The organism is Indiicoccus explosivorum, from assembly GCF_002167005.1.
In the GTDB taxonomy this organism is placed as follows: Bacteria; Bacillota; Bacilli; order Bacillales_A; family Planococcaceae; genus Indiicoccus; species Indiicoccus explosivorum.
In genome coordinates this window covers 1-23,429 of sequence record NZ_NHTN01000067.1, presented here as the reverse complement: position 1 = coordinate 23,429, position 23,429 = coordinate 1, and the positions used below count along the sequence as shown (strand labels likewise).

Below are 23,429 nucleotides of genomic sequence, written 5' to 3'. Positions count from 1 at the left end.
GAACGGGAAATGGTCACAAAAGGGGTAAACCGGGAACCGGTCATGGAAACAGCGGACAAAGCGAAGATGTGGAAGTTTTTTGTCTACAGCTTCATCGGGGCGTTCATGTTCTTTGTGCCGGTGACCATCGGGGATAAGAGTTCCATCATGCTGGATCACATCGTCACATTCCTGCGCAATAACGCCGCGCCGGTGCTTCCGTACTATGCACTGGCCGTCATTGCGGCAGGCGCAGTCTATCCGTTCGTTTCAGGAACGTGGAAGAAAACAGCTGTCGATAAAATTTTTGCGGCATTCAAAGTGATCGGTCTCGCCGTGGGTATCATGCTCGTCTTCGGAATCGGACCGGCGTGGCTGTTCGTGCCGGATATGGGGCCGTTCCTGCTGAATGCGCTCGTCATTCCGGTCGGGCTCCTCGTGCCGATCGGCGCCGTATTCCTGGCGCTGCTCGTCGGGTACGGATTGCTCGAGTTCATCGGCGTGCTCGTCCAGCCGATCATGCGGCCGCTGTTCAAGACACCGGGCAGGTCGGCGATCGATGCGGTCGCTTCATTTGTCGGCAGCTACTCGCTCGGGCTGCTCATCACGAATCGGGTGTACAAGGAAGGGAAGTACTCGGGGAAAGAAGCGGCGATCATTGCGACCGGCTTCTCGACCGTCTCCGCGACGTTCATGGTCGTCGTCGCTTCGACGCTCGGACTGATGGAGATGTGGAACACCTATTTTTGGGTGACGCTCGTCGTCACCTTCCTGGTGACGGCCGTATCGGTGCGCATTTGGCCGCTCGCCGGAATGAAAGATGATTATTTTCCGGATGCCGAGCCGCAGCCGGAGAAAAAAGTGGAAGGCAGCCGGGTGAAGGCGGCCTGGCGGGAAGCGAAGGAGACGGTTTCCCATTCCCCATCGCTCGCAGACAATGTCGTCATGAACGTGAAAGACGGACTGCTGATGGCGATGGCGATTTTGCCGACAATCTTGTCGATCGGGCTGCTCGGGCTGGTCCTGGCGGAGTATACACCGGTGTTTGACTGGCTCGGGTACTTGTTCCTGCCGTTCACATGGGCGCTTCAGATGCCGGAACCGATGCTCGTAGCGAAAGCGAGCGCGCTCGGCATCGCGGAAATGTTCCTGCCTGCGCTGCTCGTCGTGGAGGAAGTGCTGATCGTGAAGTTCGTCATCGCGGTCGTGTCGATTTCATCGATCATTTTCTTCTCGGCGGTGGTGCCGTGCATCGTCTCGACGGAAATCCCGATTTCGGTGCCGAAGCTCGTCGTGATCTGGGTACAGCGTGTCATCCTGACGTTGCTGTTTGTCATTCCGATCGCGTACTTGATCCTTTAGCATGCTAACGTGCTAACACTGCATCTTGTTAAAAAATGGAATTTTTTATTTGAATCGGCTGTTCCGAAAATTTATAATTGAAGTACAACCGATGCGGCAGCCTGTGAGCTGCCGCTTTTTTTGGAAAGGACGGATGACGGATGATCCAACTGACGGGGAATGATTTGACACTGCCGGAGATGCACCGGATTTTATTCGGCAAAGAAGGGATCGGTGTCTGCCCGGCGGCCATGGACCGCGTGGAAAAAAGCCGCATGGCGGTCGACCGGATTGTGGAGGAGAACCGGACGGTGTACGGGATCAATACCGGTTTCGGCAAATTCAGCGACGTGAAAATCGACGGGAAGGATACAGCGGATCTGCAGCTCCATCTGATCCGCTCGCACGCGTGCGGGACGGGGCGGCCATTTTCGGAGACCGTATCGCGCGCGATGATCGTCCTGCGGCTCAACGCCATGCTGAAAGGATTTTCCGGTGTAAGGCCGGTCCTTGCCGAACGGCTCGTATTTATGGTGAATGAAGGCATCCATCCGGTCATCCCGCAGCAGGGCTCGCTCGGCGCTTCGGGCGATCTCGCACCGCTCGCGCATCTGGCGCTCGTACTGATCGGGGAAGGGGAAGTGTGGCGCGACGGCAGACCTGTAAGCGCTTCAGGTCTGTGGGAATCGTACGGCCTGAAACCGCTGACGCTTGCCGCCAAGGAAGGGCTGGCGCTCATCAACGGCACGCAGGCGATGACGGCGCAGGGAGTCGTCACCTATTTGGAATCGGAGAAGCTGGCTTTGCAGAGCGAATGGATTGCGGCGATGTCATTCGAAGCACTGCGCGGCATTACGGATGTATTCCACCCCGCTGTGCATGAAGCGCGGGGCTTCCGCGAGCAATGTGACGTGGCGGAGCGGATGCTCGGATGGCTGGAAGGCAGCCGGCTGACGACGGCCCAAGGGGAAGTGCGGGTGCAGGATGCATATTCGCTGCGCTGCATCCCGCAGATCCACGGTGCCACATGGCAAGTGCTGAATTACGTGAAGGACAAGCTCGAAATCGAAATGAACGCGGCGACGGACAACCCGCTCATTTTCGATGGCGGCGAGACGGTCATTTCAGGCGGCAACTTCCATGGCCAGCCGGTCGCGTTCGCCATGGATTTCCTGAAGCTCGGCATGGCGGAGCTGGCGAATGTTTCCGAGCGCCGGATCGAGCGGCTCGTCAATCCTGCGCTGAATGAAGGACTGCCGCCGTTTTTAAGTCCGGAACCGGGTTTGCAGTCCGGGGCGATGATCCTGCAGTACTCGGCAGCGAGTCTCGTGTCGGAAAATAAAACATTGGCGCACCCGGCTTCCGTCGATTCGATTCCATCGTCGGCGAACCAGGAGGATCATGTATCGATGGGGACGATCGGTGCACGGCATGCTCGTGACATCACCGACAACACGCGGCGGGTGCTCGCCATCGAGGCATTCTGCGCGGCGCAGGCGCTCGAATACCGGGGCGCGGATCAGGCGTCGCCGAAAATCCGGGAACGGCATCGGGCGATCCGGAACGTGGCGGGCCGGATTGATGAAGACCGCGTCTTCGGACCGGATATCGAGCGGGTCGCGGCATTTCTGCTGGACGAAGCGCATGCAGGCGGGCGTGAATTCGCAGTGAAGTGACGGCATGCAAAACGGGCACCTTGGCGGGTGCCCGTTTTGTGGTTTCTATTGCATGTCTGCCTGATTTTATTCTCGGAAATACTGGTTTTATTCTCGAAAAAGAGTCCGTTATTCTCGAATAAACCCCGTTTATTCTCAAAAACAACGCTTTTATTCTCAAATCAGCGGAATTCAACCCTTCTTGAAAAGCCCCAGCTTCTCAATCCGCCGCATCGCCTCCGAAATCCGGTCCTCATCGACGAGCAGCCCGACGCGCACATACCCTTCGCCGCCACTGCCGAATCCGCTGCCAGCCGCCACCGCGACATCCGCTTCTTTCAGCAGGTAATCAGCGAACTCGACACTCGTGAACCTTTCCGGAACCGGCAGCCAGGCAAAAAACGAACCGTGCGGCGCTTCGAAATGCCAGCCGATCCGCGCGGCTTCACGCATGAGCGTATCCCGCCGGCGCTCATACAGCGCAACGAGTTCATCGACTGCCTGCTGACTGCCGGTCAAGGCTTCCGCCGCCGCATGCTGGACGGCCGGAAACAGACTGACATACAAATGGTCCTGAATAAGATTGAGCGCTTCGATGATCTGCGGATTGCCGACCGCGAAGCCGATGCGCCAGCCGGCCATGTTGTATGTTTTCGACAGCGTATACAGCTCGACCCCGACTTCCTTCGCGCCTTCCGCCTGAAGGAAACTCGGCGGTTTCGCGCCGTCAAACCCGATGGCGCCATAGGCGAAATCGTGGACGATGCCGATATCGTGCTGTTTCGCAAACGCTACCGTATCGTCAAAGAAGGCGGCATCTGCCGTCGCGCCTGTCGGGTTGTTCGGGTAATTGATGTACAGGAGCTTCGCTTCTTCCCGCGACTCAGCCGGGATTGCTCCGTAATCCGGCAGGAAGCCGTTGTCTTCTGTCAGCGGCATCGTTTCATAGCGCACGCCCGCCAGCGCGGTCCCGGACAAGTAATCCGGGTAGCCCGGATCCGGCAGCAGCATCAGCTGGCCTTCATCCATGACACAAAGCGGCAATTCGACAAGCCCTGCCTTGGCGCCGAACAGGACCGCGACCTCCGTCTTCGGATCGATATCGACAGCATACTCCCTTTTATAAAACGCCGCCGCTGCTTCCTTCAGTTCCCGCGTGCCGCGGAACGGCGAGTATTTATGAGTGACCGGATTTTCCGCTGATTCCTGCAGCGCCTTCACGATATGTGCAGGTGTCGGCTGATCGGGATTCCCCTGGCCGAGGTTGATGACATCCCTGCCTTCGGAAACAGCCTGCTGCACGTTCCGCACAAGACGTGCGAAAAACTGTTCCGGCAGCCGCTGAAGGCGGTTTGAAAATTCCATGATGGCAAGCCTCCATTTTCAGAATAGTTGCATGTGTACTCCGAATCTTATACATTTTTAGTAACCTTGTCTACCGGAGGAATAAAACATGAGAATTGCATGCATACAAATGGATATCGCGTTCGCGGATCCGGACACCAATTTCCGGCGCGCGGAGCGGTTCATGGAAGAAGCGGTGCAGGGCGGGGCGGATGTCCTCGTGTTGCCTGAAATGTGGAACACCGGTTATGCGCTGACCGACTTGGAAAAACTTGCGGACCGGGGAGGCCAAGCGGAGAAATTTCTATCCGATTTCGCCAAAAAACACGATGTCCACATCGTCGGCGGGTCCGTTTCATCCAAAAAAGCGCACGGGTTCACCAATACGATGTATGTGGTCAATAAAACCGGCGACACGGTCGCGGAATACGATAAGGCTCATCTGTTCGGGCTGATGGATGAGCACCTGCACCTCGAGTCGGGGGATTCGGCGAACTTATTCGAACTGGACGGCATCCCGGCGGGCGGTGTGATCTGCTATGACATCCGGTTCCCTGAATGGCTTCGCCGCCATGCACTCGAAGGGGCGAAAGTGATCTTCGTGCCGGCGGAGTGGCCGGCGCCGCGCATCGACCACTGGCGGGTGCTGCTGCAGGCGCGCGCCATCGAGAATCAGTGTTTTATTGTCGCCGTGAACCGGATCGGCAGTGATCCGGCGAATGAATTCGGCGGTCATTCGATGGTCATCGCTCCGTGGGGGGACGTCCGGATGGAACTCGGGACGGGTGAGGAGATCGGCTATGCGGAGATCACGCTCGATGAAGTGGATGAGGTCCGGGGGCGGATTCCAGTGTTCGATGACCGGCGGGAAAGCATTTACACAAGAAAATTGAAAAAATGATTGACACTCCCAGGGAAAGTGAGTAAGATAATCATCAATTGCATACGACCTTATCGTGAGAGACCGAGGGACTGGCCCTATGACGTCCGGCAACCCCCAGCAATGGGAAGGTGCCAAATCCTGCAGCGTTCTTTATGCGCTGACAGATAAGTCGAGAACTTAACCGTTTCGATGTCTCTTTCTGTTGTTCAAGAAAGGGGCATTTTTATTTTGGGCTGGAAAAGCAAGACTTTGGTAACGATAGAAAAAACTCCAAGGACATTCCGCGTCTCTTGGCCTTACCGGACATTGACGCTTTATTTGTGAGGTGGAACCATGATTGAGATAGAAAATCTGACTAAAACTTATACGACAAAGTACGGTACCGTGACAGGTGTGGATCAAGTATCCCTGACAGTAGAGGAAGGTGAGATTTTCGGCATCGTCGGTTATTCGGGTGCCGGGAAGAGCTCGCTGATCCGCTGCATCAACCTCTTGGAGCGGCCGACCTCGGGAGCCGTCCGGGTCGGCGGATCCGACCTCACCAATCTGAGCGGCGAGCAATTGCGGAAAGCCCGCCTGAAGATCGGGATGATTTTCCAGCACTTCCACCTTATCAGCCAAAAAACGGTTTATGACAACATTGCGTTTGCACTTCGGGCTGCAGGTACACCGCCGAAGAAAATCAGGGAGCGCGTAGATGCACTTCTTGAAATGGTTGGCCTGGCAGATAAACGGAACGTGTTTCCAGGCCAGCTGAGCGGCGGACAGAAGCAGCGGGTCGGCATTGCGCGGGCACTCGCGAATGACCCGACAGTGCTGCTGTGTGATGAAGCGACTTCAGCACTGGATCCCAATACGACGCTGTCCATCCTGCAGCTGCTGAAAGACATCAACCGAAAACTGAACATCACGATTATCCTCATCACCCATGAAATGAACGTGGTGAAGGAAATCTGCGACCGGATGGCTGTCATGCAGGACGGCCGGGTGATTGAAGAAGGGGCGGTGTACGATGTGTTTGCCAGTCCGGAAACTGAGCTGACACGGGAATTCATTTCCAGTGTAGTTTCATTCGATGTTCCGGAACCAGTGCTGGCATCCGTCAGCGGTACGCTGATTCGGGTGCTGTTCAGAGGAAATGCGGCAGGAGAAGGGATCATTTCCGATATGCTCCAGCACTATGGGGTGAAAGGGAATTTCCTGCACGGTGCAATCGAATACATCCAGGAAAAACCGCTCGGCATCTTCGTAATGGAGCTGGCTGGCCAGCCGGCAGAAGTGACGGATGCGCTCCGTTACCTGGAGAACCGCCAGGCAACTGTGGAGGTGATGAAGTATGGGCGTTGAGTGGGGACGGATCGTCGAACTATGGCCGGACATCCAGCAGGCTTTCTTTGAGACATTGATCATGATTTCAATTTCTTTCGGTGTCGCTTTCCTGGTCGGTCTGCCGCTCGGCATTCTGCTTTTTGCGACAGAACGGGGCTTGTTCTGGGAGAACCGTTTTGCCAAGTCAGTGCTCGGGTTCATTGCAAATATGATTCGGTCGATACCGTTCATCATCTTGCTTGTGGCGCTGATTCCGCTGACCAACCTGATTGTAGGGACAACGATCGGTCCTTATGCGGCCAGCGTTTCATTATCAGTGGCGGCCATCCCGTTCTTTGCCCGGCTCGTTGAAACGTCATTCCGGGAAATTGATAAAGGCATCATTGAAGCGGCCACAGCGGTTGGGGCAACACCGATGATGATTATCAAAGACGTTCTCCTTCCGGAGGCGAAACCGAGTCTGATCCAAGGGATCACACTCACGCTGATCAGCCTTATCGCCTACTCGGCGATGGCCGGTGTGGTCGGGGGCGGCGGAATCGGAGACTTGGCGATCCGGTTCGGCTATTACCGTTATGACAATACGATCATGATTGTGACTGTCCTCATTCTTATTGTGCTCGTCCAGGTGATTCAGCAGGCGGGCGATTGGACATCGAAAATAATTGATAAACGATAGGAGAGAAAAAAGGATGAAAAAACTTACATTTGTATTGGCTGCAGGAGCACTTGCGTTATCCGCATGCGGAGAAGAGGAAGCTGAAGTAGCGGCAGAGGCCGGGGCAGAAGAAGTACAGGAAATCACGCTTGGCGCGACAGCCGGTCCATACAGCGATATGCTGAACAAAGCGATCGTGCCACAGCTGGAAGAGCAGGGGTATGAAGTGGAGGTCGTTGAGTTCAGTGACTATATCCAGCCGAATATCGCGCTCGATAACGGTGATCTGGACGCTAACTTATTCCAGCATACTGTTTACCTGGAAGGTTTTGAGGAACAGCACGACATGGACTTGACCGCACTCATTACAGTGCCGACAGCACCGATGGGTATTTACTCGAATGTCTACGATTCCATCGAGGCGATCGAAGACGGTGCGACGATCGCCATCCCTAATGATCCGACCAATGCAGCACGCGCGTTCCTGGTACTGCAGGATGAAGGGCTGATAAAACTGGATCCCGAAGCTGACACGCTGACTGTCTCCGAAAAAGATATCATCGAGAATCCGAAGAATCTGGAGTTCAAGCCGATTGAAGCCGCACAGCTGCCGCGTGCTGTAGAAGGAACGGATCTTTCTGCCGTGCCGGGGAATTATGCACTGGCGTCCGATATGGACCTGCTCGATGCACTGGCACTCGAGAACATGCCGGATGAGTACCGCAATGTCGTTGCTGTGACCGCAGAAAATGAAGATGGCGAATTGGCTGCCGATCTTGTGGAAATCGTGGAGTCGGATGAATTTGAAGAAGTCATCGATGCAGAGTTCGAGGGATTCGGCAAACCGGCGTGGATGACTGAGTAAAACAGCACGTGCCGGACAGGCGTTCTGTCCGCCGGCGCAGCAAAGACAGGAGGTGCAGCTATGGAGAAGCTGATTGTTCAGGGAGCCCCGCATATCTACAGATGTGAAGCCGGCGTGCTCGGCAGTTTGGAAGAACACCTTACTGCGCTGGATTATCATTCGGTGCTTGTCGTGCATGGGAAAGAATCATGGACGGCGGTGCAGCCATATTTTCCGGAGTTTGAGAAGGTAGCGTCGGAATTCATTGAGTACCGAAGCGAGTGTTCATTGGCGGAAATCGATCGCATCGCTCAGGCGGCAGGCGGTTCGGATGCGATTATCGGGGTCGGAGGCGGTAAGATTCTGGATCTGGCGAAAGCGGCAGCCCGCCAGAGCGGAACAGAGGTTGTCCTCGTTCCGACTGTCGCCTCCAATTGTGCCGCCTGGACGCCCCTCAGTGTAATTTACGATAACGGAAAATATATCCGTTTCGACATCCATCCGAAAAACGCGTCACTTGTGCTTGTGGAGCCTGAAGTGCTGCTGCATGCACCGATCGATATGCTGGCTGCCGGCATCGGCGATACGATCGCCAAGTGGTATGAATCGGATGTACAGTTCAGGCAGCTGGATGGGTTTACAGCACCGGTAAGCATCGCACACTACGCCGCCCGTCTTTGTTATGATGAATTACTTGAACACGGGGAAGCTGCAATGACAGCCGCCCGGCAGGGAGAACTGAATGACAGCTTCATCAAAACAGCGGAAACGATCATCATGACGGCCGGCCTGGTCGGCGGCTTCAGTGATCCGAACCGCATCGTTGCAGCTGCACATGCTGTTCACAACGGCTTGACTGTGCTCGATGAGACCCATCATCTCCAGCACGGGGCGAAAGTGGCATATGGGATTTTGATCCAGCTGGTCCTGGAAGACCGGTGGGAGGAGGCAGATAAGCTGGCGGAGTATTTCCGGCAGGTGGATCTGCCGACGTCTCTCGGGGATCTCGGCATAGAGGCAGTGACAGAAAAAACGCTGCTTCCGGTGGCAATAAAAGCAGCGGCTCCCAGTGAAACGATACACAACCTGCGGGAAGACGGTGTGCCGGCCCAGGAAGTCTTACAGGCGATGCTCGTTTATGAAAAGCATATCAGTGTTGCCCGCTGATGGAACCGCTCCTGACTCAGGAGCGGTTTTTCTGATCCCATCGCCTTCAGGGCCACATCCTCTGCCCGGAGCGTTCGTGCTTTTCCTGTGGTAAACTGATGGAAAATACGGCAAATGAGGGTGACGATGAAGATCAGACGACTGACAGAACAGGACACAGGTGATTGGCTTATTATGCGGCGCGCGCTCTGGCCGCATTGCCCGGATGAAAAACATTTGAAGGAAATCAGCGAACAGTTGGATAGTATGGATCATGCCGCTTTTGTGGCGGAACAGGAAGAGCCGGCGGGTTTTATTGAAGCGGCCATTCATGAAAACGCTCATGGTGGATTCGGGCGCTGCGGCTATATCGAGGGCTGGTTTGTGCAGCCAGGAACGAGACGGCTTGGAGTCGGTGCCGCTCTTGTCGCTGCTGCTGAGAGCTGGGCGAAAGAACGGGGGCTGAACCGGATGGCGTCGGACACAGAACAGGAGAACCAGATCAGCCGCGACGCGCACAGGCGGCTTGGTTACCAGGAAGTCTTCGAGCGGAGCGGGGAAGCGAAGTTTGTAAAGGACTTGAAACACATCCTGACGTATGGGGATGCTTTTATTGATTACATTGCAGAGGATACACGAAACAGCACATTCAGCCGGCATCTCGGCGGTGCCACCGTCAATGTGGCGGCGGGCGTCAGCCGGCTCGGGCTTCCTTCTTCATTCATTACCGTGACGGGTGATGATGCGGATTCCCGCTTTTTCCGCCGTGCGCTCGAACAGGAGGGCGTGGATCTGGACTATGCAGTGCTCGTTCCGGAAAAACAGGTGAGCGGCGTGTATGTGCACCTGACGCCTGAGTACGACCGCGTCTTCGCTTCCTATGAAAACGGGACACCGGACATCCAGGTGCGTCCGGAGCATTTGAAGGCAGATGCTTTTGAAAAGGCGAGCGTGTTCCACTTCTGTTCGGGGACGATGTTCCAGAAAACGGCACTCGAAACGACTCGCGCAGCGGTGGAACTAGCGAAAACGAACGGCGCGCTCCGCTCGTTCGATGTCAACATCCGGCCGCTCCGCTGGGACAGTGAAGCGCGCTGCCGGGAAATCGTCAAAGAGTTCCTGGCGGAATCGGATATCGTCAAGATGACCACCGACGAGCTGGCGTTCCTCACGGAAACCGATTCATTCGATGAAGGGATCGACCGTTTGGCGGGGCTCGGCATCCCGCTTCTGCTCATCACGGACGGACCGAACGGGACATGCGCGGTCAGCGGCGGCAAAATCGTCCATGTGCCGGTCGTCCCTGTGCAGCCGGTCGATACGACAGGTGCCGGCGATGCGTTCGTCGCCGGCGTCCTTCGCCACGTCCACCTGTTCGGCCTGCCGGAGACAGAAGAGGAAGTTTTGCGCTGCGCGGCTCTTGGCAATAAACTCGGCGCACTCTGCACGACGAAAAAAGGCGCGCTGACGGCGATGCCCCATTTGGAAGAAATTAACGGATTTCTGTAGAAGGAGATGTTATAATGGCAATCCACAGTTTTCACTTGAAGGCCGACTGGCCGGGCGACCGCAATGATGTCGGCACGATTGAGACGAAGGGACTGAAGACGCAAGTATCCATCCCGCCCGAAATGGACGGACCCGGCGTCGGCACGAACCCTGATGAGATGCTCCTCGGAGCATCGGCGACTTGTTACATCATCACGCTGGCGGCGATGATGGAACGGAGCGGACTGGCGAAACGGTCCTTGACGATGGAATCGGAAGGGCTCGTCGATGTAACGGATGGGGTCATTACATACAAGACGATCATCCACCGGCCGAAAATCGTATTGGAACCGGGGGCATCCGAGCGGGAGCATTCGCTCGCCCGGCGTCTGGCTGAAAAAGCCGAATCTTCATGCATGATCACACGGGCCATCAAAGGCAACGTGGAAGTGAAGCTTGAAGCGGATATCTCTTAAATCGGGGACGCAGCGGCCGATAAAGAAACAGAATGGAAATCGGAAACAGAGTTAAGGAGCTTTTTTGAATGGAAAAAGGAAAAGGGAGACGGTTCGGTCAGCGGCTCATCAGAAGAAGTCTGATTGCCAGCGGCATTTATTTCGCAGTGCTGATTGCAAGTCTGGGATACTTGTATATCACCGTCAGTCACAATTATTCACATGTAAAGCAGACGGCGGAACTGCTGATCGGGCTGGAAGCGCTGGAACGGGCGCTCATCAATCAGGAAACCGGGATCCGCGGGTTCAGCCTGACAGGGAATCCGGAATTTTTGGAGCCTTTCAATGAAGGTTCCGCCGATTATCGCCTGGCCGCGGCATCCATCGAAGAGCGCGCTGCGGATTTCACCGGCCATACAGCTTCACTCGAAAAGCTGATCTCGACAGGAGCTGCCTGGCACGAGGAATTCGCAGTGCCGCAAGTGAAGGCGGCTTTGCGCGGTGAGGAAACGAGCGAGGCCCGGCTGCAGGCGGCGAAAGTCCAGTTCGACCGCTTCAGGACGGAACAGGACGAGGCGGCCGCCGCCATTTCGGCGCTGCGCACGTGGTACCGGGAAAAGATGCTCCAGGATTTAAGATGGACAATCGGCTTCATCGGCATCCTGTTCATCCTCGTCAAACTGGCCGAATTCTTTTATTTCCGCCGGAGTACGAACGAGCTCCTGAAACCGTTCGGCCAGCTTTCGGAGGCGGTCGCCAGCTATGCGAGAGGGGATTTCAGCGCATCGGTCCCCGTCGGAGCGGAGGATGACGAAACAGCCGACCTCATCCGGGGCATCGGCGTCATGCGGGAGGAGCTGGAAAAGGACCGGGATTTCCTGGGCCAGATTTTCATGCTGATCAGTTCCATCCAGGAAGGGAAAACATCCGGCGAAGTCTTCCGCAGCACGATCGGCGGTATGGCCCGCATGGTGGAAGCCCCCTTCTCGTCGCTGTATACGAAAAGCGCGGACGGGACGTACCGGCTCCAGATCCGGTACGCGGAAGGCGACTACCAGGAAGGCACGGATGATACCCTCACGGAAGAAAACGGCATACAGGCGCTCATACAGCGGCGCGGGTCCGCCGTATTCGAAGACTGGGAAACGGAACGCCCGCCCGGCAGGCTTCCGGATGCCCTGTTCCATCGCGGCATCCGGTCTTCCGCTCATCTCCTCATTCAAAACGGGTCTGAAGTGACCGGAATTCTGAACTTGACGTCCCGGACGGAAGGCCATTTCAGCGAAACGGCTCTGGACCGGCTGAAAGTGGTGAGCCCGATCATCGCCCTGGCAATCCGCAACGCTGCGCAGAACGACCAGCTCCAGCTGATCGCCATGCAGGATAAGCTCACAGGGCTCTGGAACCGGAGGTACTTCGATGAACGGCTGGCGGAAATGGCCGGCCAGGCGGGTGCCGCATCCCGCCCGTTTCTGTTCAGCGCCATTTTACTGGACGTCGACCACTTCAAAAGATTCAACGACACGTGGGGGCATGCGGAAGGCGACCGGGTGCTGCGCCATGTGGCGGATCTGATGAACAGGTACAGCCGGCCGGGAGATATCGCTGCCAGGTACGGCGGCGAAGAGTTCGCCGTCCTCCTGCCGGATACGCGGGCGGATGAAGCGCTGGAAGCAGCCGAGCGGCTCCGGCAGCTCATCGCGGCCGATTCCTGTTCGGACCGGTATGGAATCACCGCCAGCTTCGGCGTTGCTGAATTCGGGGCGGAGCACTCGCCGGAATCGCTGATGGAACAAGCGGACAAGGCGCTTTATGCCGCAAAGGAGATGGGACGGAACCGTGCCGTGCTCAGCCGCGGCCATTCTCAGGACAGCTGTGCAGGAATTCAGCGGAATGGCTGATGGGAAAGCCGCCAGCTTTCCGGCTTTCTGCCTGCGCCCTTTTGGAAATGAAGGAGGAGATGACAATGACAGCGTATTCAGCATTGGAGCTCGAGGAAGGTTTCCTTGCCGGCGGAAGCGAAACCGCCACGTTCGGCATGGGCTGCTTCTGGGGACCGGATGCGATGTTCGGCTCGCTTCCAGGCGTCATCCGGACCCGGACCGGCTACGCCGGCGGGACGACGCCGGATCCGACATACCGGAAGATGGGCGACCATACGGAAACGGTGGAAATCGACTTCGACCCTGCCGTGCTGCCGTACGAGGAACTGCTCCGTTTTTTCTGGGCCAACCATTACCCGAACCGCGACGCCTACAAAGGGCGCCAATACCTGTCCCTCATCCGTTACCGGAGCGGGGAACAGCTGGAAGCGATCCATCGGGTGAAAGAAGAAGCGGCCCGGTCGATCGGGGAAGCGATCGAAACGGAGATCGCGCCGTTCGACGGTTTCACCCTCGCGGAAGAGCGGCATCAGAAGTACTATTTGAAGCGGTACCCCCGGACGCTCGCCCAGCTGGCGGATCTGTACACCGGCCCGGAAGAGCTGACCGATTCAGTGTTTGCCGCCCGGCTGAACGGATTTGTGAAAGGGTATGGCACACGGGAAGGGCTGCTTGAAGAGATCGGCGGCTGGCCGGTTTCGGCAGAATCAAAAAATGTCTTCACCCGCAAGCTGAATGACATGAAATGGTGATGGGCGGTTCCTTCACGGAGCGGCTCATTTTTTCATTGTATTCGTTCAGAAAATTCCGGATACTAAAAAGAAAGGGAATGAATGGGGGATGGAGATGAAGTATGATGCGGTGATTGTCGGCGCGGGGCTTGCGGGTCTCGTGGCCGCGGCGGAATTGATGGAAACGGACAAGCGGGTGCTGCTCCTCGACCAGGAGCCGGAAGCATCTTTCGGCGGTCAGGCATGGTGGTCGTTCGGCGGTTTATTCCTCGTGGATTCACCGGAACAGCGGCGGTTGGGAATAAAGGATTCGAAAGCGCTCGCCTGGCAGGACTGGCTCGGGACGGCGGGGTTCGACCGGATGGAAGATGAAGACGCATGGGCGGTGAAGTGGGCGAAGGCGTACGTGGATTTCGCGGCGGATGAGAAGCGGCAATGGCTGCGTGAGCGCGGCATCCGCTTCTTTCCGGTCGTCGGCTGGGCGGAACGCGGCGGCTATCTTGCCGAAGGGCACGGCAATTCCGTGCCGCGGTTCCATATCGTCTGGGGGACGGGACCGGGCATCGTGAAACCGTTCGAGGAGCGGGTGCGCGAAGGGATTGCGGCAAGGCGCATCGATTACCGTCCGCGCCACCGGGTCGATGAATTGGTGGCAGAAGACGGCCGGGTGACCGGTGTGCGCGGTGTGGTTTTAGAGGAAAGCGAAGCGGAACGGGGCGTTTCAAGTTCGCGGGAAACGGTCGGCGATTTCGAATTCACCGGCGGGGCGGTGCTTGTTGCCAGCGGCGGCATCGGCGCGAACTTCGAGCTGATCCGGAAAAACTGGCCGTCAAGGCTCGGAACGCCGCCGGACAACATGATCTCCGGCGTCCCGGCGCACGTCGACGGACGCATGCTCGGCATCACCGAACAGGCGGGCGGCCGCATCGTCAACCGCGACCGGATGTGGCATTACACGGAAGGCATCAAAAACTGGAACCCGGTATGGCCGGTCCACGGTATCCGGATTTTGCCGGGCCCTTCTTCGCTGTGGCTCGATGCGGAAGGAAACCGGTTCCCGGTCCCGAATTTCCCCGGATTCGACACGCTCGGTACGCTGAAGGCGATCCGGGATACGGGCTATGATTATTCCTGGTTCATTCTGACACAGCAGATTATCGAAAAGGAATTCGCGCTGTCAGGTTCCGAACAGAATCCGGATTTGACCGGCAAAAGCATCCGGCAAGTGCTCGCCCGCGTGAAAAAAGGGGCGACGGCGCCTGTGCAGGCGTTCCTCGACAACGGAGAGGATTTCGCCCAGGCGCGGGACGCGGAGGAACTCGTGGACAAAATGAATGCGCTGACGGGGGACAGCCTGCTGGACGCTGGTCATATCCGCCGGCAGATCGAAGCGCGCGACCGCGAGATGGATAACGCGTTCACGAAAGATCTGCAGATCACGGCGCTCCGTGGCGCGCGGAATTACTTAGGCGATAAATTGATCCGGGTGGCGAAACCGCATAAACTGCTCGACCCGAAAGCGGGTCCGCTCATCGCCGTCAGGCTCAACATCGTCAGCCGCAAGACGCTCGGCGGGCTGCAGACCGATCTGTCATGCCGCGTGCTGAATGAAGCGGGCGAACCGGTGCCGGGATTGTTTGCAGCCGGGGAAGTGTGCGGGTTCGGAGGCGGCGGCGTCCACGGTTACCGCGCGCTCGAAGGGACCTTCCTCGGCGGCTGCCTGTTCACGGGCCGGGAAGCGGGCCGTGCGCTGGGGAAACTGTAAAGGGCAATAAAATCGGCGGATCTGGAGTGATTACTCCTGTTCGGTAGTAAAGTACAGGATTTCGGTAGTAAGCGTCTAGAATTCGGTAATAAACGCCCGGAATTCGGTAATAAACGCCCGGGCAGCGGCTCCCGAACATCCCTTCCGGGTGCCGTCCAAAAAAATTCTGTTTTTTATTATCAAAAATGAAACTATTCAGCGCCGTCCGTCGTATGAATACATGAGGTGAAAGAGTATGAGTGATTTGACGATTGTACTGGCGTTGCTGCCGGTCCTGATCATCCAGTTCGGCCTGATGATATTCGCGCTGGTCGATCTGATCAGGAATCCGCGGACGGTGGGGCCGAAATGGCTCTGGGGCATCATCATCGTCATCGGGAATATTATCGGACCGGTGTTGTATTTTATCTTCGGGAGGCGGAACTATTGAGTCTGTTGGAAGTGAAGAAGCTGACCAAACGTTACGGGGAGGAATTGGCGGTCGAGGATGTTTCGTTTGAACTGACCGAGCGGACGTCGACGGCTCTGATCGGACCCAACGGTGCGGGAAAGACGACCACGCTGTCCATGCTGGCCGGGCTGCTGAAGCAGACGGAAGGGTCCATCAGCTGGCATAACGGGACAGGCATCGGTTTCCTGCCGCAATATCCGCAGTTCTTCCCATGGCTGACCGCGCTGGAATTCACGGAAATGGCGGCGAAGATCAGCGGTGTCGAAGCGAAGAAAGCACGGGCGCAGTCGGTCCGCACGCTCGAATTCGTCGGTCTCGGGAACGCGAAGGACAAAAAGGCGGGCGCATTTTCCGGCGGCATGAAGCAGCGGCTGGGGCTTGCGCAGGCGATCGTGCATCAGCCGAAACTGCTGCTGCTCGATGAGCCGGTATCCGCCCTCGATCCATCGGGCCGGCGGGAAATCATGAACCTTTTGAAGTCGCTCCGGGAGGATACGACCATCCTTTATTCCACTCATATTCTGAACGATGCGGAGGAGATGACCGATCAGCTGCTGTTCCTGCAGCACGGAAAGCTCGTGGAGCAGGGGTCGCTGAAAGATGTGAAGACCCGCTATGCGGAACCGCGTATCCGGGTCACCTTCAAAGATCCGGAGTCTGCTGGACTGTTCACGGGGAAAGCGCCGTGGGATGCTGTCCGGGACGGTCACATCGTATACATACCGGTCAAGGGCGGTCATCCGGCAATCGAGGAAGTGATGGGGTATTTCGCGGCGAATCCTTCCGGTGCGGACGGAGTCGAACGGCAGACAGCCTCGCTGGAAGAAATATTTTTGAAGGTGGCGGGCAGGCAATGAACCAATTCGGTGTGCTTTTAAAAAAAGAATGGCGGGAGCATGTCCGCAACTATAAAATCCTCTGGCTGCCGGCGGTATTCGTCCTGTTCGGCATCATCGAACCGGTCACCCAGTACTTTTTGCCGCAGATCATCGAGTCGGCCGGCAACTTGCCGGAAGGGGCCGTATTCGAGTTCCCGACACCCGAACCCGAACAGGTCCTTGTCAGTGTCATGGGGCAGTATCAGTTCATCGGGCTGATCATCCTGATCCTCGCCTACATGGGAGCCGTGGCCGGGGAACGGCGGAGCGGCACGGCGACGCTCCTCTATGTCCGGCCGCTGTCGTATCCGGCTTACTTCCTGAGCAAATGGGTGATGGCCGTGTCAGCCGGACTCGCCAGCGTCTGGCTCGGATTCCTGGGAGCGGCCTATTACATCTGGCTGTTTTTCGGTGACATCGCAGCCGGTGATTTCCTGCAGTTCGCCGCATCCTACAGTTTATGGATCATCCTCTTCCTGACGATCGTCCTGACGGCAAGCGCGGCACTCCCGCATCAGGGGCTGGCGGCGGCCGTGGCGATGGCGCTGGTCTTCGCCGCACAGATCCTGGACAGCCTGCTCGGGGTTTACTGGACAGCGTCGCCGCTGAAGCTGCCGGCTTACGCGCAGAGCTGGCTGGCCGGTGCACCGGATGCGGGGGATTTTTGGTGGTCATCCGTCCTGGCGGTCCTGCTCACCCTGCTGTTCATCGGATTGGGCATCTGGCTGTCGAAGCGGAATGCCGCACAGACGAAAGTCTGAGGGGAATCCGCAGTTCCGGCCTGGTGTTCGCGTGATTTACGCAATTTTAACCTCCATCCTGTATACTGGGCCAAACGGCGCTGTGCGGCCTGGGAGGGATGATATTGAAAAAATGGCTGATCATAGCCGGAATATTGGCGGCAGGTCTTGTCCTGCTTGCCTGGGCGGGTAATCGGTGGCTCATGGTTACGCATTATACGATCAGTTCCCCCGGCGTTCCTGAAGCGTTCGACGGCGCGCGCATCGTCCAGATTTCCGATCTGCACAGCGCCACGTTCGGCGAAGGGCAGTCGGCGATCCTGGAAAGGACAGCGGCTGCCGGACCCGATGTCATTTTCGTGACGGGCGATATCGTCGACAGTGCGCGGTACAATTTGGAAACGGCGCTGACGCTGATGGAGGGGCTGACGGAAATCGCGCCGGTCTTTTTCGTGACCGGCAACCAGGAGATCTCGAAAGACCGCATACGGCAGCACATGGCGGCTCTGCAGGAACTGGACCTTACCGTACTGGAAAACGAGCTGGTGGAGTGGACTCGGGGTGGCGAAACCATCCATATCGCCGGAATCCATGATCCCCTGCTCGATGCGAGCTATTACGACCCGCTGCCGGAGGTCACCGTCACGGATCCGGAAGTCGAATATGCAGAGAGGGCGGCGGGATACGTCCGGCAGTCCCTGGAAGAAATCGACTTCACCGATACATTCACACTGCTGCTCGCGCATCGCCCCGAAATGGCGGACCTGTACGCAGAGGCCGGGTCGGATGTCGTATTCTCCGGACACGCCCATGGCGGGCAGATCCGCATCCCGGGAATCGGGGGTTTATTCGCGCCGGGACAGGGGTTCTTTCCGGAGCTGACGGAAGGCGTCCACGAATTCGGTGACACGCGCCTCGTCATCAGCCGGGGAATCGGCAACAGCAGTTTCCCGCTCCGGATCAACAACCGGCCCGAAATTGTGGTGGTCACACTGGAGTATGAATCGTAAAAGGAGTATCAGGATGATTAAACCGCATGAAGTGGAACTCCGGCTGCACACGCCGGAGACGGAAATCAGCTACGAACTGCCGGCAGATCAACTGGAATTCACCGGTCTGCCGCAGGATTTGATCCGGGAAGATGCCGGAGACCCGAAAAAACACCTGGTCATTATTTGGGTGAGAGGCCGGGAAGCCGGCTTTTTCGAGCTGGATGGTTCAGAAGACCGGCGTAAGTATACCGACAATCCGGACACGCTGCTGTTACGGGGCTATTCGGTCGACCCCGGTCTGCAGGGGCGGGGCGTAGCCACCGGTTCGATCCGCGCGCTGCCGGAATTCGTGCGCCGGCATTTTCCGAAAATAAATGAAGTCGTGCTCGGCGTCAACGCGCGGAACACTGCCGCAAAGCATGTCTACCAGCGGGCGGGGTTCAAGGATACCGGCCGGCGGTTCATGGGGAAAAAAGGGGAGCAGCTCGTCATGAGCCTGCGCGTGAAATGATCAGACTTCGAAGTATAGGTGCTTATGGAGGCTGCAGCCCGGATTGAATGGAGCGCTGCAGTTCGGGCAGACGGACGCGCAGTCCAGATATTCCCGGACGGTCAGTTCATGCCGGCAGGTACCGCACAGCACGGCCTGCTGCCCGAATTCGCCCTTCGGCCAGACGGCTGGCCGTCCGCAGCCTACCGCTTCATGGCATTCGTAGCAAGGGTAATAAACCCCGCAGCAATAGAACTTGATGGCGATGCGGTCGATTTCCGAATGATAATGGGCACAGCGCGTTTCCGGATCGACGTCGATCCCTTTTACAATCGTCACGGTCATCCCTCCTGTCAGCTGCCGATAGACCAAGGATACGGCAAATCGGGACAGACAGGAAGGATTTTCGATGAAAATGAAGAAAGAGTGAAGAAGCGGGAACATGCTGGCTGAAAAAGGAGGGGTATGATGGACAGGACGATTTATATTGTGAGGCACTGCAAGGCTACCGGGCAGGATCCGGATGCGGAACTGACCGCAGAAGGAAAAGTCCAGGCGGAGGCGCTTGCGGATTTTCTGGAGAAACAGGATGTGAAGGAAATCGTTTCAAGCCCGTTCACCCGGGCGGTGCAATCGGGCACACCTGCAGCCGGACGGCTCGGGCTGGACATCCGGACGGATGAACGGCTGAAAGAGCGGGTGCTGGCTTCGGGCGACATGCCCGACTGGCTCGAAAAACTCGAAGAGTCGTTCATGGACAGCAGTGTAAAGCTGTCAGGCGGCGAATCCGGACTGGAAGCGCAGGACCGGGCGGCGGAAGTGATCGCGGATGCGGCGGACGGCACAGTGATCGTCACGCACGGCAACCTGATGGCGCTCATGCTGCAGTCCGCCGATCCGGCATTCGGGTTCGAAGAGTGGAAGACGCTGTCGAATCCCGATGTTTACGAAATGAAGATCGAAGGCGCCCTGAAATCGGTCCGGCGCATCTGGAACGGCTGAACCGCACATCCGAATGTGCGGTTTTTTTGCGCTTTTGATAAACTGGACTCATATGACACCGATAGCCAAGAGGGAGGAAGACCGATGGAAAACCAGTATGAGCGCGATGTGAACGACGCGCTGGACCGAGTGTTCGAAGAAGAAATGAAACATGTGCACGATGCGCTCGATCAGGAACTGCTCATTTCGCTGATCGGGGAAGTCAATGCCGGGAAATCGTCGACCGTCAACCGGATCATCGGGGAAAACATCGCGGGTACCGATCCGAAACCCGGCGAGACGGTCAGTGTCGATCCGTACAACATCCGCGGCCTGGAAAAGATCAGCTTCATGGATACGCCGGGCCTGAACGATCCGAATGATGAAAACCCCCGCAAGACGATGGAATTCGTGCGCAATTCCGATGTGGTGCTGTTTTTCCTGAATGCTGCCGGCACCGTGTTCTCAGAGAGCGAACGTGAAAAGTTCAGGGAAATCGAAAAGCTCAATAAGGACATTCTGATCGTGCTGAATAAAATCGATGCGGCGGAAAACATCCCCGGTCTTCTTCACTTCGTCCAGGACCAGACCGGCTACAAATACGAAGTCATCCCGATCTCTTCCAAGACGGGCGAGAACCTGGAATCGCTGAAGAAAGCGATCCTTCATTTATTGGAAAAAAAGGGCAAAGACCTGCTGTTCGCACGGAGCATGAAAGAGAAAGCGGCCGCCGCTAACCGCTGGATCGTCGCTTCCGGCATTTCAGCCGGCGCGATCGGCGCATCCCCGATCCCCGGTTCCGACGTCGTGCCGCTGACGACGCTGCAGGTCGGCCTGCTCATCCGGCTCGCGAAGCTGTATGACAAACCGATCACCCGCCGGGCGGCAAAGGACATGATCGTCATCACGGCGACGCGGACGATCGGCCACTCGCTTTATCGGCAGGCGGTGAAATTCATCCCCGGCGCGGGATCCGTCGCGGGTGCGGTCATCGCTTCTTCCATGACGCTGGCGCTCGGGTATGGCGTGAAGTATGCGTTCGAGAACAACATCGCGCTCGACTATGACATGATCGGGGATCTGTACCAAAAATATAAGGATCAGGCGAAGCGGGAAAGCTGACCGTCTGGTGGAGGGAGGTGCGCGATGCTGCGGATACTCGCAGTGGAGGACGATCCGGGCGTCCGTACGATGCTCGAGCTGTTCTTCTCGAAAGAAGGGATCGCCGGCGAGTTCGCAGAGGACGGACTCGACGGCTACGACAAGTACAAAGAGGGCGACTTCGATCTTCTCGTCCTTGACTGGATGCTGCCGGGCATGGACGGCATGGCGCTGTGCCGGAAAATCCGGGAAGAGGGGGGCACGGTCCCGATCATTATGCTGACGGCGAAAGACAGCGAATCGGATCAAGTGATCGGTTTTGAGATGGGCGCCGATGACTATGTGACAAAACCGTTCAGCCCGCTGGCCCTTATGGCGCGCATCCGGGCAGTCGCTCGCCGCTCGGGGAATCCGGATCCGTCGAATGAAATCAGGACGGCGCATTTCCGTGTGAATACCGAAACACGGGAGGTGCTGGCGGCTGGCCGTTCGATCGAGAACTTGACGCCGAAGGAATTCGATCTCCTCGTTTATTTCCTGCAGCATCCGAGGCAGGTATTCAGCCGCGAGCAGCTGCTGGAGCGGGTGTGGGGCTATGAGTTCTACGGGGATGAACGGACCGTCGATGTGCATATCAAAAGGCTCCGGAAAAAGATTCCTGGCGGCGAGTCGCTGATCCATACGGTTTGGGGCGTCGGGTACAAACTCGAGGAGCGCAAGGATGCGGATTAAATACAGCATCCAGCTGATCCTGAGTTTTCTCGTCGTGCTGCTGACCGCTTTTCTTGTCCTGAGCATCCTGTTCACCCGCTACGTGGAGGAATTTGCGTTCGACGAGAAAGCGGACGAATTGATGGCATACGGCGACCGCATTCTGAGCGACTTGGAACGGGAGCGCCCGGGCCCTTATTTGCAGGCGTATGTATCCATTTTGGAAGCGCGGAACATCAACTTCATCGTGTTCGATCAGCGCAGAGGTGTGCTGTACCCGATTTCCGGGGATTTTCCGGAAGTGGAACTGACCGCTGAAGAATGGAACGTGATCGAAAGCGGCCGGACGCTTGTCGTCAACCGGGATTCCGAACGCTTCGACAGCCCAGTGACGTTCGTGGCCATGCCGTATACATCAGAAGGGGAGCTCGTCGGCTTTGTGCTGCTCGCAGCGCCGGTCGGCGGCACGAGTGAAATCATAAGTGAATTGAGTTCTTCACTCGTCACTACGATGACATTCGCGCTTTTATCGGCGCTCGTCATCAGTTTCCTGCTGTCCCGTCTCCACGTCAGCCGCATCAAACGGTTGCGGAAAGCGACGGGTCTGATTGCGGAAGGCGAATATGACGTCAGCGTCCCGGCTTCGAATTTCGATGAAATCGGTGACTTGGCGCAGGATTTCGGTGCGATGGCGGAACGGCTCAAACGGTCGAACGATGAAATCGAGCAGCTTGAGAACCGGAGGCGCCAGTTCATGGCGGATGTCTCCCACGAGATGCGGACGCCGCTGACGACGATCGCCGGTGTCGTGGAAGGGCTCCGGAGCGGTGTGATTGATGAGGATCAGCAGGAAAAAAGCATCCAGCTCGTGAGCGGCGAGACGAAACGGCTGATCCGCCTCGTCAATGAAACGCTCGACTACGAAAAAATCCGCTCGAACCAAGTGAAGCTGATGAAAGAGCGGATCGACGCCGACGAATTGTTGGAAATCATCCAGGAACAGCTGGAAGGGCAGGCGGCCGAGAAAGGGAACCGGATCATCTCCGAGCCCGAGCCCGGCGCTGTGATTTATGGCGACATGGACCGGCTCATCCAAGTGCTGACGAACATCGTGAAGAATGCCATCCAGTTCACCGAAAATGGCGCGATTACGCTCCGGGCGCACGAAACCCCGGACGGTTCCGTTTTGGAAGTGGAAGATACAGGTGCCGGCATCGATGCGGAAGAAATCGATTCCATCTGGCGGCGCTATTATAAAGTGGACGCTTCCCGCGGAAGCCGGCAGTTCGGCCTCGGGCTTTCCATCGTCAAGCAGCTCGTGACGCTCCATGGCGGCACCATTGAAGTGGAAAGCGCGCTGGGAAAGGGTACCCGTTTCATCATCCGGCTGCCCGCAGCGGCACAGACAGAAGAATAAACAGGGTTTGCTTTAACCGGCTGCAGAGCGGAGACTGCAGCCGGTTTTTTTGCGGAATAAAAACGGGTGATTCAGGAGTGGTGGGCGGGCGGCGATGCAGAGGGTGGCGAGAGAGAGATAAGGGGCGGCGAGACCGGGATAAGGGGCGGCGAGACCGGGATAAGGGG

Annotated in this window: 23 protein-coding genes and 1 riboswitch; of the genes, 21 read left to right on the top strand and 2 right to left on the bottom strand. The window is 57.3% G+C overall.

What is annotated here, in order from left to right; translation table 11 throughout:
• The first annotated feature begins 9 nt into the window (after window positions 1–9).
• Together CCE92_RS14905 and hutH are read left to right on the top strand one after the other, a co-directional pair.
• Complete coding sequence (locus tag CCE92_RS14905; RefSeq protein WP_088009341.1) at window positions 10–1,341, top strand: YjiH family protein; 1,332 nt, start codon at window positions 10–12, stop codon at window positions 1,339–1,341.
• Window positions 1,342–1,481: 140 nt separating this feature from the next.
• Window positions 1,482–2,996 (top strand): histidine ammonia-lyase, encoded by a 1,515-nt coding sequence (hutH, locus tag CCE92_RS14900; protein ID WP_088009339.1) that lies wholly within the window; start codon window positions 1,482–1,484, stop codon window positions 2,994–2,996.
• Window positions 2,997–3,167: 171 nt separating this feature from the next.
• Here hutH and CCE92_RS14895 read toward each other — a convergent pair whose 3' ends face one another.
• Window positions 3,168–4,340 carry a pyridoxal phosphate-dependent aminotransferase gene (locus CCE92_RS14895; protein ID WP_088009337.1) on the bottom strand — a complete coding sequence of 391 codons (1,173 nt, stop codon included), beginning with the start codon at window positions 4,338–4,340 and terminating at the stop codon, window positions 3,168–3,170.
• An 88-nt stretch (window positions 4,341–4,428) separates the two neighbouring features.
• Between CCE92_RS14895 and CCE92_RS14890 the strand changes: the two genes are divergently transcribed.
• The 15 genes from CCE92_RS14890 (at window position 4,429) to CCE92_RS14820 (ending at window position 19,073) form a co-directional block, all read left to right on the top strand.
• Window positions 4,429–5,220 carry a carbon-nitrogen family hydrolase gene (locus CCE92_RS14890; protein ID WP_088009335.1) on the top strand — a complete coding sequence of 264 codons (792 nt, stop codon included), beginning with the start codon at window positions 4,429–4,431 and terminating at the stop codon, window positions 5,218–5,220.
• A gap of 47 nt (window positions 5,221–5,267) precedes the next feature.
• Window positions 5,268–5,373: riboswitch (SAM riboswitch) on the top strand.
• Window positions 5,374–5,535: 162 nt separating this feature from the next.
• On the top strand, window positions 5,536–6,549 hold the full coding sequence (locus CCE92_RS14885; RefSeq protein ID WP_088009333.1) for a methionine ABC transporter ATP-binding protein: 1,014 nt from the start codon (window positions 5,536–5,538) through the stop codon (window positions 6,547–6,549).
• Window positions 6,539–7,210 carry a methionine ABC transporter permease gene (locus CCE92_RS14880; protein ID WP_088009331.1) on the top strand — a complete coding sequence of 224 codons (672 nt, stop codon included), beginning with the start codon at window positions 6,539–6,541 and terminating at the stop codon, window positions 7,208–7,210. The genes CCE92_RS14885 and CCE92_RS14880 overlap by 11 nt, the downstream gene beginning before the upstream one ends.
• Before the next feature lie 13 nt (window positions 7,211–7,223).
• The gene (locus CCE92_RS14875) at window positions 7,224–8,054 is read left to right on the top strand and encodes a MetQ/NlpA family ABC transporter substrate-binding protein (RefSeq protein ID WP_088009330.1); all 831 of its coding nucleotides are present in this window, start codon (window positions 7,224–7,226) and stop codon (window positions 8,052–8,054) included.
• Between the two features lie 60 nt (window positions 8,055–8,114).
• Window positions 8,115–9,200 carry an iron-containing alcohol dehydrogenase family protein gene (locus CCE92_RS14870; RefSeq protein ID WP_088009329.1) on the top strand — a complete coding sequence of 362 codons (1,086 nt, stop codon included), beginning with the start codon at window positions 8,115–8,117 and terminating at the stop codon, window positions 9,198–9,200.
• Between the two features lie 126 nt (window positions 9,201–9,326).
• Entirely contained in the window at window positions 9,327–10,688 is a 1,362-nt protein-coding gene (locus CCE92_RS14865) for a PfkB family carbohydrate kinase (protein WP_338152477.1), read from the top strand.
• 14 nt (window positions 10,689–10,702) lie between these two features.
• The gene (locus CCE92_RS14860; protein WP_088009327.1) at window positions 10,703–11,143 is read left to right on the top strand and encodes an OsmC family protein; all 441 of its coding nucleotides are present in this window, start codon (window positions 10,703–10,705) and stop codon (window positions 11,141–11,143) included.
• A gap of 68 nt (window positions 11,144–11,211) precedes the next feature.
• Window positions 11,212–13,023: a diguanylate cyclase gene (locus tag CCE92_RS14855; protein ID WP_088009325.1), complete on the top strand. Its 1,812-nt coding sequence runs from the start codon at window positions 11,212–11,214 to the stop codon at window positions 13,021–13,023.
• Between the two features lie 65 nt (window positions 13,024–13,088).
• Window positions 13,089–13,757 carry a peptide-methionine (S)-S-oxide reductase MsrA gene (msrA, locus tag CCE92_RS14850; RefSeq protein ID WP_241536073.1) on the top strand — a complete coding sequence of 223 codons (669 nt, stop codon included), beginning with the start codon at window positions 13,089–13,091 and terminating at the stop codon, window positions 13,755–13,757.
• A gap of 94 nt (window positions 13,758–13,851) precedes the next feature.
• Complete coding sequence (locus CCE92_RS14845; protein WP_088009323.1) at window positions 13,852–15,501, top strand: FAD-binding dehydrogenase; 1,650 nt, start codon at window positions 13,852–13,854, stop codon at window positions 15,499–15,501.
• Window positions 15,502–15,736: 235 nt separating this feature from the next.
• Window positions 15,737–15,931 carry a PLDc N-terminal domain-containing protein gene (locus CCE92_RS14840; RefSeq protein ID WP_088009321.1) on the top strand — a complete coding sequence of 65 codons (195 nt, stop codon included), beginning with the start codon at window positions 15,737–15,739 and terminating at the stop codon, window positions 15,929–15,931.
• Window positions 15,928–16,809, top strand: a complete 882-nt coding sequence (locus CCE92_RS14835; protein ID WP_088009319.1) for an ABC transporter ATP-binding protein — start codon at window positions 15,928–15,930, stop codon at window positions 16,807–16,809. The genes CCE92_RS14840 and CCE92_RS14835 overlap by 4 nt, the downstream gene beginning before the upstream one ends.
• Complete coding sequence (locus tag CCE92_RS14830) at window positions 16,806–17,591, top strand: ABC transporter permease (protein WP_088009317.1); 786 nt, start codon at window positions 16,806–16,808, stop codon at window positions 17,589–17,591. Before CCE92_RS14835 ends, CCE92_RS14830 begins: the two co-directional genes overlap by 4 nt.
• Before the next feature lie 104 nt (window positions 17,592–17,695).
• Entirely contained in the window at window positions 17,696–18,580 is an 885-nt protein-coding gene (locus tag CCE92_RS14825; RefSeq protein WP_088009315.1) for a metallophosphoesterase, read from the top strand.
• A 13-nt stretch (window positions 18,581–18,593) separates the two neighbouring features.
• A complete protein-coding gene (locus CCE92_RS14820; RefSeq protein WP_088009313.1) occupies window positions 18,594–19,073 on the top strand; it encodes a GNAT family N-acetyltransferase in 480 nt (159 codons plus the stop codon).
• On the opposite strand, the gene CCE92_RS14815 is transcribed toward CCE92_RS14820, so the two are convergent.
• Complete coding sequence (locus tag CCE92_RS14815) at window positions 19,074–19,397, bottom strand: CHY zinc finger protein (protein WP_088009311.1); 324 nt, start codon at window positions 19,395–19,397, stop codon at window positions 19,074–19,076.
• Between the two features lie 123 nt (window positions 19,398–19,520).
• On the opposite strand from CCE92_RS14815, the gene CCE92_RS14810 reads away from it, so the two are divergent.
• The 4 genes from CCE92_RS14810 to CCE92_RS14795 all read left to right on the top strand — a co-directional run bounded on the left by CCE92_RS14810 (window position 19,521) and on the right by CCE92_RS14795 (window position 23,262).
• Window positions 19,521–20,054, top strand: coding sequence for a histidine phosphatase family protein (locus tag CCE92_RS14810; protein ID WP_088009309.1), 534 nt, complete (start codon window positions 19,521–19,523; stop codon window positions 20,052–20,054).
• Window positions 20,055–20,138: 84 nt separating this feature from the next.
• A complete protein-coding gene (locus CCE92_RS14805) occupies window positions 20,139–21,155 on the top strand; it encodes a GTPase (RefSeq protein WP_088009307.1) in 1,017 nt (338 codons plus the stop codon).
• Between the two features lie 27 nt (window positions 21,156–21,182).
• Window positions 21,183–21,866 (top strand): response regulator transcription factor, encoded by a 684-nt coding sequence (locus CCE92_RS14800; protein ID WP_088009357.1) that lies wholly within the window; start codon window positions 21,183–21,185, stop codon window positions 21,864–21,866.
• The gene (locus tag CCE92_RS14795) at window positions 21,856–23,262 is read left to right on the top strand and encodes a sensor histidine kinase (RefSeq protein WP_088009305.1); all 1,407 of its coding nucleotides are present in this window, start codon (window positions 21,856–21,858) and stop codon (window positions 23,260–23,262) included. The genes CCE92_RS14800 and CCE92_RS14795 overlap by 11 nt, the downstream gene beginning before the upstream one ends.
• Window positions 23,263–23,429: the final 167 nt, after the last annotated feature.